The organism is Streptomyces sp. CT34 (genome assembly GCF_000805335.1).
Lineage (GTDB): Bacteria > Actinomycetota > Actinomycetes > Streptomycetales > Streptomycetaceae > Streptomyces.
Genome location: NZ_KN708638.1, coordinates 4,680,610 through 4,695,306, shown reverse-complemented (window position 1 = coordinate 4,695,306; position 14,697 = coordinate 4,680,610). Strand labels below are relative to the sequence as shown.

At 74.0% G+C, this 14,697-nt stretch carries 13 protein-coding genes; 7 read left to right on the top strand and 6 right to left on the bottom strand.

The window, feature by feature from the left end:
- Nucleotides 1-65: 65 nt before the first annotated feature.
- Nucleotides 66-1,880, bottom strand: a complete 1,815-nt coding sequence (locus tag RZ84_RS20545; protein WP_043270389.1) for a sigma-70 family RNA polymerase sigma factor — start codon at nucleotides 1,878-1,880, stop codon at nucleotides 66-68.
- Nucleotides 1,881-2,078: 198 nt separating this feature from the next.
- Here RZ84_RS20545 and radA point away from each other — a divergent pair, with 198 nt between their 5' ends.
- Both radA and disA read left to right on the top strand, forming a co-directional pair.
- Nucleotides 2,079-3,491: a DNA repair protein RadA gene (gene radA, locus RZ84_RS20540; protein ID WP_043265523.1), complete on the top strand. Its 1,413-nt coding sequence runs from the start codon at nucleotides 2,079-2,081 to the stop codon at nucleotides 3,489-3,491.
- Between the two features lie 134 nt (nucleotides 3,492-3,625).
- The gene (gene disA / locus RZ84_RS20535) at nucleotides 3,626-4,750 is read left to right on the top strand and encodes a DNA integrity scanning diadenylate cyclase DisA (RefSeq protein WP_043265522.1); all 1,125 of its coding nucleotides are present in this window, start codon (nucleotides 3,626-3,628) and stop codon (nucleotides 4,748-4,750) included.
- A 129-nt stretch (nucleotides 4,751-4,879) separates the two neighbouring features.
- Here disA and RZ84_RS20530 read toward each other — a convergent pair whose 3' ends face one another.
- From RZ84_RS20530 to RZ84_RS20520, 3 genes are all read right to left on the bottom strand, one after another.
- Nucleotides 4,880-5,878 (bottom strand): NAD-dependent epimerase/dehydratase family protein, encoded by a 999-nt coding sequence (locus tag RZ84_RS20530; RefSeq protein WP_043265521.1) that lies wholly within the window; start codon nucleotides 5,876-5,878, stop codon nucleotides 4,880-4,882.
- Nucleotides 5,879-6,080: 202 nt separating this feature from the next.
- A complete protein-coding gene (locus tag RZ84_RS39100; protein WP_043265520.1) occupies nucleotides 6,081-6,929 on the bottom strand; it encodes a hypothetical protein in 849 nt (282 codons plus the stop codon).
- A gap of 460 nt (nucleotides 6,930-7,389) precedes the next feature.
- Nucleotides 7,390-7,893 (bottom strand): pyridoxamine 5'-phosphate oxidase family protein, encoded by a 504-nt coding sequence (locus tag RZ84_RS20520; protein ID WP_043265519.1) that lies wholly within the window; start codon nucleotides 7,891-7,893, stop codon nucleotides 7,390-7,392.
- Between the two features lie 454 nt (nucleotides 7,894-8,347).
- On the opposite strand from RZ84_RS20520, the gene RZ84_RS20515 reads away from it, so the two are divergent.
- Nucleotides 8,348-9,307 carry an HhH-GPD family protein gene (locus RZ84_RS20515; protein ID WP_043265518.1) on the top strand — a complete coding sequence of 320 codons (960 nt, stop codon included), beginning with the start codon at nucleotides 8,348-8,350 and terminating at the stop codon, nucleotides 9,305-9,307.
- Nucleotides 9,308-9,775: 468 nt separating this feature from the next.
- Entirely contained in the window at nucleotides 9,776-10,327 is a 552-nt protein-coding gene (locus RZ84_RS20510) for a SigE family RNA polymerase sigma factor (RefSeq protein WP_052230516.1), read from the top strand.
- A 132-nt stretch (nucleotides 10,328-10,459) separates the two neighbouring features.
- Here the strand turns inward: RZ84_RS20510 and RZ84_RS40135 are convergent, their stop codons facing one another.
- A complete protein-coding gene (locus tag RZ84_RS40135; protein WP_206743093.1) occupies nucleotides 10,460-10,609 on the bottom strand; it encodes a hypothetical protein in 150 nt (49 codons plus the stop codon).
- On the opposite strand from RZ84_RS40135, the gene RZ84_RS20505 reads away from it, so the two are divergent.
- From RZ84_RS20505 to cseC, 3 genes are read left to right on the top strand one after another with little or no spacing between them, the layout of a single operon-like run.
- Complete coding sequence (locus RZ84_RS20505) at nucleotides 10,602-11,237, top strand: hypothetical protein (RefSeq protein WP_052230054.1); 636 nt, start codon at nucleotides 10,602-10,604, stop codon at nucleotides 11,235-11,237. The genes RZ84_RS40135 and RZ84_RS20505 overlap by 8 nt on opposite strands.
- A 9-nt stretch (nucleotides 11,238-11,246) precedes the next feature.
- Nucleotides 11,247-11,954 (top strand): two-component system response regulator CseB, encoded by a 708-nt coding sequence (cseB, locus tag RZ84_RS20500; protein WP_043265515.1) that lies wholly within the window; start codon nucleotides 11,247-11,249, stop codon nucleotides 11,952-11,954.
- Between the two features lie 8 nt (nucleotides 11,955-11,962).
- Entirely contained in the window at nucleotides 11,963-13,267 is a 1,305-nt protein-coding gene (cseC, locus tag RZ84_RS20495; protein ID WP_043265514.1) for a two-component system sensor histidine kinase CseC, read from the top strand.
- A gap of 104 nt (nucleotides 13,268-13,371) precedes the next feature.
- Here cseC and RZ84_RS20490 read toward each other — a convergent pair whose 3' ends face one another.
- Entirely contained in the window at nucleotides 13,372-14,688 is a 1,317-nt protein-coding gene (locus RZ84_RS20490; RefSeq protein WP_198540016.1) for a TFIIB-type zinc ribbon-containing protein, read from the bottom strand.
- Nucleotides 14,689-14,697 lie beyond the last annotated feature (9 nt).

Here is a 14,697-nt window from a genome sequence, read left to right as displayed (position 1 = left end):
ACAGGGCCTCCCCCGAGGGGCTAGCCGCCCCGCCGCGGCGCCGGAAGCCGCCCCGCCGCGGCGGGTCAGCGGGGCGGGCGGGGGGTGTGCGACGGCGCGGGTCCGCCCGGCGCCGAGGGGCCGGGCCCGGACGGCTGTCCGGTCGACTGCGCGGACGGCCGCGCGGTCGGGTTCGCCGTCGGTCCCGGGTGCGTCGGCGGCGGGGACGGCGCCGGATGCGTCGGGGTGGGACGGCCGGGGCCCGGCCCCGGGTGCGGGGGTGCCGGGGTGGGGCCGCCGGGCGAGGGGCGGCCCGGCCCCGGAGCGGGCTCGGTCACACCGTGGCCCTCCAGCGCGACGACGGTGCCGCCCGGCTCGATGGCGATCCGGGACTTCCAGTGCCCCTCGGGCTCCCGGTCGTGGTCGACATACACCGTGATCTTCGTGGTCTGGCCCGGTTGCAGCTCCCCCGCCGTATGGCTCATCTGGAGCCAGGGCGCTGCCGCCGCCGCATGCCAGCGCACCGGCGAGCGGCCCGAGGCGCGGATCGTGATGACCGTCGTCCCGGAGGCGGGCTGCGCGTCGACGGTCAGCCGGCCCGGCCCCCGCTCCTCCCGGTCGGCCGGCGGCGTCGGGCCGCTGTCCGGGCCCGCCACCTCGACGGACACGTCGGGCGTCCAGTCGCCGGCCGACAGGCCGCGCCGCGGGGTCGTCGGACGGGCGTTCCCGGCGTTCTCGTAGCGGCGACCGCCGAGCCGGGCGCCGGCGTCCGGCTCGGCGTCGGTGCCATTGGCGGCCACCGTCGTGGCGTCCGTCTCGCCGGTCTCCGGGGCGCCGCGGTAGGCCGCCCACAGGGCGAGCACCGGCGCCGCCAGCACCGTCGCCACGACCGTGGTGGTCAGCGCCCGGCTGCGCAGCCGGCGGCGGCGCGCGACCCGGTCCGTGGGGCCCACCGGGAATCCGTTGCGGCCGTAGCGAGGAGAACCGTTTGCTCCACCGTGCCTGCCGCCGGCCGGCACCGCGGTCGCGCCCGGCACCCCCTCCGCCCGCCCCGACCGGGACTTCAGGGCCGCCGCCAGCGCCTCGAACACCGCCTCGTGCTCGGCGCCGACCAGCGGCAGCGTGCCCTGGTCGGCGGGCGCGGTGCCCGGCCAGGGCCCGGCGGCGGTGGCCCGCTCGGCGGTCCGCCGGCACTCGGCGCAGTCGTCGACATGGCGCACCAGCTCCCGGCGGAGCGCCGCGCCCAGCAGCATCTGGCTGTCCCCGGCCAGCCGCCCCACGTCCGGACATCGCCCGAACTCGACGACGGCCAGCGCCGCCCGGGTCCGCTCGACCTCGCAGGACGCGGCGGCCAGCAGCGCGCGGGTGGCGGCCGGTTCGGCGCCGAGCACCGCGGCGACCTCGTCCGGCGACAGCCGGTGGCGCACCGAGAGTTCCAGCGCCTCGCGCTGCTCGGGCGTGGTCCCGGCGGCCTCCGGCCAGGCCAGCGCGGCCAGTTCGCGCCGGCGCTGCTGCTCCTGCTCCGGCCCGTCGCCGGGCGGCGCCGCGGATTCCTGGCCGGCCTCGGCGAGCCGGCGCAGGCACGCCCAGCGGGCCAGGGCGTAGAGCCAGGGGCCGTAGAGACCGGCGTCGCCGGGGCGCCGGCCGTGCTGCCGCTCGGCGAGCGCCAGCGCCTCGCCGAGCACCGCGGTGGCCGCGTCGTGCTCGCACAGTACGGACAGGCAGTAGGTGAACAGCCCGTCCAGATACGGCTCGTAGCGGTCCTGGCGGGCCTCGTGCCGCCGCCGTGTGTCGCGGTTCCGGAGGATCCCTCGGTCCTGTTCCTCGGGCCGGCGCGGCGCCGTGCCGCGCGACCGGTGTGCGCCGGTGGTGTGCGTAGGGTGCTCGGGCCTGCTGCTCATCACCCCGGCGACGGTAGGCGGATGATGCAGCCGTGCTCGCTTGGCAGGGTCGGTTTTAACCCGTACGGGTGACCATCTCCCTCAAAGGGGGACATGGATCTGCTATTCCGCCCCTGAGCGCGCTCGGCGCACGCCACCCGGTCGGCGCAACCGCCGCCGGCACTGCCCGCTGTCACACCCCGCCGCTACGGTGGCGTCATGGCAACTCGCAAATCGTCGGCCAAGGAGCGCCCCTCGTACCGCTGCACGGAGTGCGGCTGGACCACCGCGAAGTGGCTCGGCCGCTGCCCGGAGTGCCAGGCGTGGGGCACGGTCGAGGAGTTCGGCGGCGCCCCCGCGGTGCGCACCACCGCCCCCGGCCGGGTCACCACCGCCGCGCTGCCCATCGGCCAGGTCGACGGCAGGCAGGCCGCCGCCCGTTCGACGGGCGTGCCCGAGCTGGACCGCGTCCTGGGCGGCGGTCTGGTCCCGGGCGCGGTGGTGCTGCTGGCCGGTGAGCCCGGCGTCGGCAAGTCCACGCTCCTGCTGGACGTCGCCGCCAAGGCCGCCTCCGGCAGCCACCGCACGCTCTATGTGACCGGCGAGGAGTCCGCGAGCCAGGTCCGGCTGCGCGCCGACCGCATCGGCGCCCTCGACGAGGACCTCTATCTGGCCGCCGAGACCGACCTCTCCGCCGTCCTCGGCCATCTGGACACGGTCAAGCCGTCGCTGCTCGTCCTGGACTCCGTGCAGACCGTCGCCTCCCCCGAGATCGACGGCGCCCCCGGCGGGATGGCCCAGGTCCGCGAGGTCGCCGGCGCCCTGATCCGGGCCTCGAAGGAGCGCGGGATGTCGACCCTCCTGGTCGGCCATGTCACCAAGGACGGCGCCATCGCCGGCCCCCGCCTCCTGGAGCACCTGGTCGATGTCGTGCTGCATTTCGAGGGCGACCGGCACGCCCGGCTCCGCCTCGTCCGCGGCGTCAAGAACCGCTACGGCACGACGGACGAGGTCGGCTGCTTCGAGCTGCACGACGAGGGCATCACCGGCCTCGCCGACCCCTCCGGCCTCTTCCTGACCCGCCGCGACGAGCCGGTGCCCGGGACGTGCCTGACGGTCACCCTGGAGGGCCGCCGCCCGCTGGTCGCCGAGGTCCAGGCGCTGACCGTCGACTCCCAGATCCCCTCCCCGCGGCGGACCACCTCCGGGCTGGAGACCTCCCGGGTCTCGATGATTCTCGCCGTCCTGGAGCAGCGCGGCCGGATCAGCGCCCTCGGCAAGCGCGACATCTACAGCGCGACGGTCGGCGGTGTGAAGCTCTCCGAGCCGGCCGCCGACCTCGCCGTGGCGCTCGCCCTGGCCAGCGCCGCCAGCGACACCCCGCTGCCGAAGAACCTGGTCGCCATCGGCGAGGTCGGCCTGGCCGGCGAGGTGCGGCGGGTCACCGGCGTCCAGCGCCGCCTCTCGGAGGCCGCCCGGCTCGGCTTCACGCACGCCCTGGTCCCCTCGGATCCGGGCAAGATCCCCGCCGGGATGCGGGTCCTGGAGGTCGCCGACGTCGGCCAGGCGCTGACCGTACTGCCCAAGCGGGTGCGCCGGGAGGCCCCGCGGGAGGAGGAGGCGCGCCGGTAGACTTTGCCCCGGTCTCGCCCGTCACCACCGTCTCACCGCCGGCTGCGTAGCTCCTGGATACCCTCCTTTGGTACGCACCGCGGCAGCGGCCGGGCGGCCTGCGGACCGACAGATCCTTGCGACGGAGGAGTGCAGTGGCAGCCAACGACCGGGCATCGTCTCCCGGCAGGTCCGGAGGGAGCTCCGGCACCGAGAGCCTGATGCGCGCCTCGCTGAGCGCCGTCGCGCCCGGTACGGGCCTGCGGGACGGCCTGGAGCGCATCCTCCGGGGCAACACGGGCGGCCTGATCGTCCTCGGCTTCGACAAGACCGTCGAGTCGATGTGCACCGGCGGTTTCGCGCTGGACGTCGAGTTCACCGCCACCCGCCTGCGCGAGCTGTGCAAGCTCGACGGCGCGCTGGTCCTCGACAAGGACATGACCAAGATCCTCCGCGCCGGCGTCCAGCTGGTCCCGGACGCCTCCATCCCCACCGAGGAGACCGGCACCCGGCACCGCACCGCCCAGCGGGTCTCCATCCAGACCAACTTCCCGGTGGTCTCGGTCAGCCAGTCCATGCGGCTGATCGCGCTCTACGTGGACGGCGAGCGGCGCGTCCTGGAGGAGTCCGCCGCGATCCTCTCCCGCGCCAACCAGGCGCTGGCCACCCTGGAGCGCTACAAGCTCCGCCTCGACGAGGTCGCCGGCACCCTCTCCGCCCTGGAGATCGAGGACCTGGTCACGGTCCGCGATGTCAGCTCCGTCGCCCAGCGCCTGGAGATGGTCCGCCGGATCGCCACCGAGATCGCCGAGTACGTCGTCGAACTGGGCACCGACGGCCGCCTGCTGGCCCTCCAGCTGGAAGAGCTGATCGCCGGTGTGGAGCCGGAGCGCGAGCTGGTCGCCCGCGACTACGTCCCCGAGCCCACCGCCAAGCGCTCCCGCACGGTCGCCGAGGCGCTGGCCGAGCTGGACGCGCTCAGCCACCCCGAGCTGCTCGAACTCCCCATCGTGGCCCGCGCGTTGGGCTACAGCGGGTCCCCCGAGACGCTCGACTCGGCGGTCTCCCCGCGCGGCTTCCGCCTGCTGGCGAAGGTCCCCCGGCTCCCCGGCACGGTCATCGACCGCCTCGTCGACCACTTCGGCGGCCTCCAGAAGCTCCTCGCCGCCAGCGTCGACGACCTCCAGGCGGTCGACGGCGTCGGCGAGACCCGCGCCCGCTCGGTCCGCGAGGGCCTGTCCCGGCTGGCGGAGTCGTCGATCCTGGAACGGTACGTCTGACGATGACGTCCGACGGCACGTCCAGGGCCTGTCGCGGCGTCCCTACGGCCCGCAGGAGGTGCCGCCTCCCACGGGCCGTAGATGTCAGGTGTCCTCCACAGGCCGCAGGTGTGTCTACGGTGCCGGCTCTCAGCGGCTCCCTCGGCCGCCCAGCACCGCCGCCTCCTTCTCCGCCGGCAGGCCCGGCACCGGCCGGTCCGGGCGCCGCGGCGCCACCCCGCCGATGCTCCGCAGCCACTCCCAGGTGTCGGCCACCGTCTCCGCCACCGGACGGCACCGCAGCCCCGCCGCCAGCGCCTTGGCGACGTCACCGCCGTGCATCACGTCGTGGAGCTGCCCCGGCGGCAACCAGATCGGCAGCTCCGTCCACGGCTCGATGCCCGCCGCGAGGACGTCCTCCGGCGCGGTCCAGCGCAGTTCGGCCGCGGAGCCGGTGACCCGCACACAGCTCTCCAGCAGCTCCCCCATCGTCGTGTGCCCGGACTCGCTCACCAGGTTGTACGGGCCGCCGCGCCCGTCCCGCACGGCGTCCAGGATCCACTCGGCGAGGTCGCGGGCGTCGATGTACTGGAGGGGCAGCTCGCGCGGCCCCGGGGCGAGCACCGGCCCGCCACGGGCGATCCGGCCCAGCCACCACGGAAGCCGCCCGATGTTCTCGTACGGGCCGAGGATCAGCCCGGCGCGCACCAGCAGCGCCCGGTCCCCGAAGGCGTCGGTCGCGGCCACCTCGCCGCCCCGCTTGGCCGCGGCGTAGTCGTCGGCGTCGGTGGCGTCCGGCGAGCCGTCGACCAGTGCTGCCCGCTCGCTGATCCGCCGGGTGGGCGGATAGGCGTACACCGAGCCGCTGGAGACGTACGCGTACCGCCCGGCCCGGCCGGCCAGCAGCCGGGCGGTGTCCCGCACCGCCGAGGGCGCCCCGCTCCAGGTATCGACGACGGCGTCCCACTCGCCGTCCTTCAAGTCGGCGAGCCCGCCCGCCGCCGTCCGGTCGCCGTGCAGCACCGCGACCCCGTCCGGCGCCGCATGCCGCCCGCGGTGGAACACCGTGACCTGCCAACCCCGCGCCAGCGCCGCCTCGGTGACCGCCCGTCCCACGAACTCCGTACCGCCCAGTATCAGTAGCTTCATGGCGGCGACTGTGCCGCAGCGGGCGCGGCCGGTGCCAGCACCGCACGCTCTGAGCGGATTCCCTACGGGCGGAACTTGCGGAACGCGAAGTTCCGCGCCACGGGGAGGGCGTTGGGGGGCAGTGCGCCGGGCCCGCCGCCCGCCGGCCCTTCGGTCGGCCCTTCAGCCATCTCTCCGGCCGACCCTTCGGTCAGTCCTTCGGTCAGTCCTTCGCCAGCACGAACGACGTCCGGGCCGCGGTCAGCCCCGGCACCTTCGCCTCGATGCGATACGTACCGGCCGGCACCGCCGCCGCGCTCGGCGTCGCGCACCGCGGGCCGCTCGCCCGGCGGTCCCACGCGACGGTCCGGGTCACCGAACCGCCGGCCGGCACCTGGAGCCACGCCGGACCGCCGGTCGACGGGCAGTCACCGGAGGACCACACCCGGTCACCGCCCGCACTGTCGCTGATGGTCAGCAGCGCCGCCTTGCGCCCGAGATCCACCTTGCAGGCCGCGTCACCGGAGTTCTCCATCGTCAGCTCGAACTTCGGCCGGTCGTCCGGCGCGTAGGAGTCCTGGACGCTGTGCACGGTCAACTTCACCGCGCCGGACGTGCAGTTGGGAACGGTGGCACCCGCCGCCACGGCATTGCTGCCGGCACCCTCGCCGATCGGCGCCCAGCCGGAACCGGAGCCCGAACCACCCGAACCGGAGCCGCCGCCGGCACCACCGCCGGACCCGCCCCCGGCGGACCCGTCATCGGAACCTCCACCGGCACCTCCACCGGAACCGGAGTCCCCACCCGAACTCCCCCCGGAACCCGACACATCGCGCCCGCCGGGCTTCTGCCCGATCACCGGTCCGGTGGGCGCCGGCCCCGGCGTGATGGACGCCGCAGGGCCCGATCCCGTCGCACCCTTGCCCTCGTTGGCGGTGGTGTTGTCGCCGCCCATCGTGAGGACCCACACGACCAGCGCGACGAGCAGCACGAGGATGGCCAGCGCAACGGCCCTCCGCCGCCAGTAGATGGAGGACGGAAGCGGCCCGATCGGATTGCGCAGTGATCCCACGCGGAAACTCTACGAGAGATCCGCACCCGCACCGGCCAGTACCCGCCGCATCGGGCCGCAACTTTTCACATCATCGGCCCGCCGGGCGCCCCTTACCCCGCCGCACGCCCTCGGTTACGGCCCCCGCAGCCGCCGCACCACCGACCGCCCGGCCGCCCCGCCCTCACGTTCGACAGGTGCACCCGCCCTCATCCCCACACACCCTCCGCCATTCCTGACAGTACGTCAGAAACCATACGCAGGGCGCGATTACGCCCCATCGTCGATATCGTCGATCACGAAACGGAACCGATCCCGCACCGCATCCCCCTGCCCGCGCCACCGATTTCGCACACCCGACGCCTGGCCGGATCCGCACCCCGCGGCCGGTACCGGTACCCCCGGCGGACCGCCGTCCCTGACGGCCGCGGCACCGTCCACGGCGCCCGCCCCGCCCCTGTCCCCGCCCCCAGGGACCGGACTACGCCCGCCACTCCTCCTTGTGACCGAAGCCCCGCCCGTTGTCGATCAGCCGCAGCCAGTCGGGGCGCAGCTCCCACAGCGCGGTCCGCTCCAGGGCCGCGCGCAGCCGGTCGCTCCCTTCGACGAACGGGAAGCGGGCGGTGTAGACGCGCCACCCGGCGGCCCGCTCGGCCCCGCTCAACCGGCGGCACCGGCCCCGCCCCTGAAGCCCGGTCAACGCGCTCCACTCCTGGCCGTCCCGCTGCACCGTGAAGGCCACCCGGGCGCCGGGCCGCGCCAGGGCCCGGCCGTGCCGCGTGGTGTCCGCCGTGACGAAGTACAGCGCGGGCGCCCCGTCCGCGGCCGTCCCCGCCGCGTACAGCACCGCACACGCCTGCGGCCCGTCCTCGTCCGCGTACGCCAGAGTCACCGTCGTGTGCCCGTCCAGCGCGCGCCGGAACGTCGCGGGGCAGCCCGCACCGTCCGTGCCGCCGGCGCCTTCCCCACCGTGCGTCTCCTCCATACCGGCATCCTCGTACGCCTCCGCCGGCCCGCGCGCACCGGCCCGGCGCATACCCGCGGCAGGGCCTGTCCGACGGGTCAGGGCCGGGCAGGCCGCGGCGTCCGTTGCGGCGCGGCTCGGCTCCCGGCGACCACCGCCCGAAGAGCCGGGGCGAGGCCGGGCGAAGCGGGGCGAGGCGAGGCGGAGCGAGGTGAAGCCCAAGGCGCCGGAGCGGCTCGGTAGCGGAGCTGTCGGGACGCCTCGGCAACGCCGCACGGCGCCGCGCCCGGGGGCACCTCGCAGCGGTAGCCGGGGAAGTGCCGTGCCGGACGTCGCGGCCCCGCCCCTGCCCCACCGCCCCGCCGCATACCCGCGGTAGCACCCCCGCCCCCTTCCTGCGTGTGGGTGGGCGCGCGGCGGGGCGGGGCCGGTGCGTTTCCCGGGGGCGCGCGGGCGTGCCAGGATCGGCGGTGCCATGACTTCGACGCCTGCCATTCCCACGCCCATGACCGCCGCCGCCGACACCGCCTCCGCCGCCGTATCGGCCGCGGAGGCCGCGGACGGGACCGGCCTGCACGGCCCCGTCACCGACTGGTTCGCCGAGCACGCCCGCGACCTGCCCTGGCGCCGCCCCGAAGCGGGCGCCTGGGGCGTGATGGTGAGCGAGTTCATGCTCCAGCAGACCCCGGTCAGCCGTGTGCTGCCGGTGTACGAGCAGTGGCTGGCCCGCTGGCCGCGGCCCGCCGACCTGGCCGCCGAGGCGCCGGGCGAGGCGGTGCGCGCCTGGGGCCGGCTCGGCTACCCGCGGCGCGCCCTGCGACTGCACGCCGCGGCCTCCGCCATACAGGAGCGCCACGGCGGCGACGTCCCCCGGGAGCACGCCCAACTGCTGGCGCTGCCCGGCGTCGGCGAGTACACCGCGGCGGCCGTCGCCTCCTTCGCGTACGGGCAGCGGCACGCGGTGCTGGACACCAATGTGCGGCGGGTCTTCGCCCGCGCGGTCACCGGCCGGCAGTACCCGCCGAACGCCACCACCGCCGCCGAGCGCAAGCTGGCCCGCGCGCTGCTCCCCGAGGACGAGGAGCTCGCGTCCCGGTGGGCGGCGGCCACGATGGAGCTGGGCGCGCTGGTGTGCACCGCGCGCAGCCCCGAGTGCCACCGCTGCCCGATCGCCGCGCAGTGCGCCTGGCAGCAGGCCGGGTCGCCGGTCCACGACGGCCCGCCGCGCCGCGCCCAGACCTACGCCGGGACCGACCGCCAGGTGCGCGGCAAGCTGCTGGCCGTGCTGCGCGAGGCGGTCACGCCGGTGCCGCAGGTGGCGCTGGACGCGGTGTGGGACGAGCCGGTGCAGCGGGCCCGCGCGCTCGACGGGCTGGTCTCGGACGGCCTGGTGGAGCCGCTGTCCGGCGGGCGCTACCGGCTGCCGCACGCGTAGCGACCGCCGGACCCCGTCTCCGGTCTCCGGAATCCATCACTGGTTCATGTAACGCGGAGACCGAATTCCGCATCTATACGGGCGTGGCCACTCCGGTGGCCACGCCCGTGTGCATTTCCGTGCGCCATAACCCGGCATATCGGCGACATGGCGTCGCCATAGCGCCATCACAATTCCGGGCAAATGGGGAGAAATACCGCCCAACTCGGCGCTATTTCCGCGGCGTGGGACTTTTGTCCCCCTGGAGCCGGGCCCCCCGTCCGCCGGGAGTATGACCCCGGCAGTGGCCCCGTCCGCCCGAGGTATGACCCCCGGCGGGCTGTTACACAACCGAGTGTTTTCCGTGCACTCCCTGTGGGGCCGACGCACATTACGCCGCAACACCCTCTCCGTAGCGTCATTCCCGTGCTGGAGGTGACCACCGGCACGGTCAACGCGGGGAAACGCAAGCGGATCGGAGGCGTCGGAATGGCGACCAGCGGCGGCAAGGTACTGGACTTCGAGGAGTACGTACGGACTCGGCAGGAGGCACTGCTGCGCAGCGCCCGACGCCTGGTTCCGGACCCCGTCGACGCCCAGGACCTGCTCCAGACAGCCCTGGTGCGTACGTACGGCCGCTGGGACGGCATCGCGGACAAGTCGCTGGCGGACGCCTACCTCCGCCGCGTCATGATCAACACCCGCACCGAGTGGTGGCGCGCCCGCAAGCTGGAGGAGGTGCCCACCGAGCAGCTCCCGGACGCGAGCGTCGACGACGGCACCGAGCAGCGCGCCGACCGCGCCCTGCTGATGGACATCCTCGGCGTGCTGGCCCCCAAGCAGCGCAGCGTCGTCGTGCTGCGGCACTGGGAGCAGATGAGCACCGAGGAGACCGCCGCCGCGCTGGGCATGTCCACCGGCACGGTCAAGAGCACCCTCCACCGGGCGCTGGCCCGCCTCCGCCAGGAGCTGGAGAGCCGCGACATAGACGCACGGATGCTGGAGCGCGGGAACAAGGAGCGGGAGCGGTGCGCGGCCTGACCGGCGGCGCCCCACGGATCACCCCCCTCGGCGGCACATCCGCCGCACCCGCCGGCCACACCGGCGGCACGGCCGCGGCGCGGGCACCGCACCGCGGCGGCAGAACGGGCGTAACGGACGCCACAGCACGGCTCACGGCAAGGCGCGCGACAATCTCAAGAGGAACTTCGGCGCGGTACGCGGCAGCGGCGCGATCGGCGGCAGTGCGAGCAGCACGGTGAGCGGGAGCGGATTGTCCAGATACAGGCCGGGCAGAAGCCTGACCAGGAGCGGTTTGACCAAGGGCGGCGCGGCCACTGCGGGGGTGGCCGCCGTCGGTCTGCTGCTGGCCGGCTGCAACCCCGGCGGCGGGGGCGTCCGCAAGGAAGGCTCCGCCACCCACACACCCGCCCCGCGGGGCGCACTCAGCTCGTCCCCCGCCCCCAGCTCGACCGCCCCCTACAAGAAGGTCAACGCGGTCAAGCTGCTCAAGGACGACCCGAAGGTCAGCGCGGACGTGAAGCGGTCCGTCGCCAAGCCGTGCGCCGCGGACGCGTACCCGGTCGAGGTGACCTACGCCTCGCTCACCGGCGGCTCCGCGCCCGACGTGATCGTCAACGTCATGACCTGCGCGGACTCGGTCGGCCTCGGTTCGTACGTCTACCGCGAGCAGACCGGCGCCCCCGATGGGTATGACAACGTGTACACGAACGAGCAGCCGTCGGTGTACGCCGGGGTGAACAAGGGCGACCTGGAGGTCTCCAAGCAGACCTACGCCACGGGCGACAAGGTGTGCTGCCCCTCGGGGGAGGATGTGATGACCTACCGCTGGGCGAACGACCACTTCACCGAGTTCGACCGGTATCACACCGACTACAGCAAGACCACCGCCGGCGCCTCACCGGACGACGGCACGGGATCGGAGGGCTGAGACCACCGCATGGCCGACACCCATGTCCTCTTCGTCGAGGACGACGACGTCATCCGCGAAGCCACCCAACTCGCTCTGGAACGGGACGGTTTCGTGGTCACCGCCATGCCCGACGGGCTGGCGGGTCTGGAGGCGTTCCGCGCGAACCGCCCCGATATCGCCCTGCTCGACGTGATGGTTCCGGGGCTCGACGGCGTCAGCCTCTGCCGCCGGATCCGCGACGAGTCCACCGTGCCGGTGATCATGCTGTCGGCGCGCGCGGACTCCATCGACGTGGTGCTGGGCCTGGAGGCCGGCGCCGACGACTACGTCACCAAGCCGTTCGACGGTGCGGTGCTGGTCGCCCGTATCCGCGCCGTGCTGCGCCGCTTCGGGCACGCCGGCCAGAACCGCACCGGCGGCGGGCCCGCGGAGGAGGAGGTCCTCGAAGAGACCGTGCTCCGCTTCGGCGACCTGGAGGTCGACACCGAGGGCATGGAGGTCCGCAAGGGCGGCGAGACGGTCGCCCTGACACCGACCGAGATGCGGCTGCTGCTGGAGTTCTCCAACGCCCCGGGTACGGTCCTCTCGCGCGACCGGCTGCTGGAGCGGGTCTGGGACTACGGCTGGGGCGGCGACACCCGGGTCGTCGACGTCCACGTCCAGCGGCTGCGCGGCAAGATCGGCCAGGACCGGATCGAGACGGTCCGCGGCTTCGGATACAAGCTGAGAGGCTGACACCTCCAGTGGTACGGCTGGCCCTGCGAACGGGCCTGAGATGGAAGCTCAGCGCCGCGATCGCGCTCGTCGGGGCGCTGGTCGCGGTGGCGCTGAGCATTGTCGTGCACAACGCCGCCCGCGTCTCCATGCTCGACAACAGCCGCGACGTACAAATAGAGCGCCTCAACTTCACCCAGAAGATCTTCGAGTCCACCAACCGCCTCCAGTTCGGCGCGAAGATCAACGACCCGGCGCTGCCCAAGCCCCTCCGCAAGGAGGTCGCCGAGGGCCAGCGCGCCACCTTCCTCCAGGACACCGGCCAGACCGCCCCCGAGGTGTGGGCCGCCACCCCCCTCGGCAACGGGCGGGTGCTCTCCATCCACGACCGCTTCCCGGACCGCTTCGCCGTCCTCGACGACCTGGACCAGGCACTGCTGATCGGCTCCACGGCGGTGGTGGTCGGCGGCTGCGCGCTCGGTGTGCTGGTCGGCGGGCGGCTCTCCAAGCGGCTGCGGAAGGCCGCCGCCGCGGCCGGGAAGCTGGCCGACGGCGACACCTCCGTCCGGATCCGCGACGAGGTCGGCGGCGGCCGGGTGCGCGACGAGACGGACGATCTGGCATGGGCGGTGGACGCCATGTCGGACGCCCTCCAGCAGCGCATCGAGGCCGAGCGGCGGGTGACCGCCGATATCGCCCACGAACTGCGCACGCCGGTGACCGGCCTGCTGACCGCCGCCGAACTCCTGCCGCCCGGACGCCCGTCGGAGCTGGTCCGCGACCGGGCGCAGGCGATGCGCACCCTCGTCGAGGACGTTCTGGAGGTGGCCCGCCTCGACGGCTACGCGGAGCGGGCCGAGCTCCAGGACGTCTGCCTCGGCGAGTTCGTCACCCGCCGGGTGCGGGCGCTGGACCCGGACGTCACGGTCGAGATCGTGCGGGACGCGGAGGTCTCCACCGACCCGCGCCGCCTCGAACGCATCCTGGGCAACCTCATCGCCAACGCCTCCCGGCACGGCAAGCCGCCCATCCAGGTCACCGTGGAGGGCCGGGTCCTGCGGGTCCGCGACCACGGCGTCGGCTTCCCGGAGGCGCTGCTGCGCGAGGGCCCGAGCCGGTTCCGCACCGGCAGCAGCGACCGTGCCGGTGTCGGCCACGGCCTGGGTCTGACGATCGCCGCCGGCCAGGCGCGGGTGCTCGGCGCCCGCCTCACCTTCCGCAACGCCGACGAGCTGACGGACGGCTCCACCGGCGCCGTATCGGTCCTCTGGCTCCCCGAGAACGCCCCGACCGCGACCGGCAGCTTCCCGGTCATCCAGCTCCCGGACCGCTGACGGCCTCCCGGACGCTGACAGCCTCCCCGGACCGCTGACAGCAACGGCGGCGGGGAGTACCCCCACCGCCGCCTCACCACTCGGTGACCGTTTCCGGCCCGCCCTCAGTGATGGTGGTGCCGGCTCAGCACGAACCAGAGCGTCACCAGCACCGCCACCAGGACGACCGCGCAGGCGATCTTCAACGGGCTGTACGGACGCTCACCGGTGACCTCGCCGGTCTCGGCGTTGACCATGACCTGCCACTGCTTGCCGTTGTAGACGTACGACGCGAACCACACCGGGAGCAGCAGCAGCTTGTACGTCATCGCCCCGTAGCTGGTGTTGACCGCGTGCACCCGCTGCTGGTCACCGCCGATGTCCCGCTTGCAGTCCTCCTCGATGACCTTGGCCATCTTCTGCTGGGCGGTCTGGAAACCCGCTTCCGGCTCGACCTCGTACCGCAGGGTCCTGAACCCCGCCAGATACGCCTCCTGGTACGCCACCGCCTGCTTCAGCGGCCAGGGCTCCAGCGCCGACAGCCGGTTGGTGTCTACGGTCCCGACACCGGGGACCAGGACGTCGTCGAAGAACCGGTTGACCGTGCCGTTGACCCGGTACCAGCGGACCCTGGTCTCCTTGTCGTCGCCGGACCCTACGGTGTACTCCTCACCGCGCTCGCCGCTGTAGGACGACGTGGTCTGGGCGTCGTACGTCCAGTGCGGCACATACGTCCCGTGCAGGGACTCCGCCGAGCCCACCTTCTTCAGGCTGTTCGGCGCGAACCAGCGGGACCGGGCCCACTTGCGCAGGTTCTCGTGCACGTCCCGCTTCTCGACCCGGAACGGCACCACACCCTCGGGCACGATCCGGTCCTCGGCGGCCGAGGCGACCAACGGGGTGGCGCAGAACTGGCAGTTGCCGGAGAGCGCGTCGGTCTGGTTGGCCGCACCGCACCCGGGGCACTTGAGGATCTGCCCGCCCGACACCCGCGGCTTGGGCACCAGCGTCGCCAGCTCCTCCCAAGGGTGCTCCCGCACCTCGCGGTTGAGGGGGACGATGGGCTGCTCGAAGCGGCAGTGCGGGCAGCGCAGGACGTTCGTCCCCGGCGCGTACTCGGAGGTGGAACCGCAGGACTGGCACGCGTAGGACTGCGGCTCGCTCGGCTGCTGCTGCGCGGGCGGCTGCTGACACGCCTGCTGTTGCTGCTGCGGGGGCTGCTGCTGCGGCTGCTGGTACGGCTGCTGCTGGGGCTGCGGATACCCCTGCTGCGGCGGGTACCCCTGCTGCTGCGGATACGGCTGCCCCTGCTGGGGCTGCGGCGGGTACGGCTGTTGCGGCTGTTGCGGATACCCCTGCTGCTGCGGGTAGGGCTGCTGCGGCGGATACGGCTGCCCCTGCTGAGGCTGCGGCTGGTAGGGCTGGTACGGCTGGTAGCTCATGGGTCACCG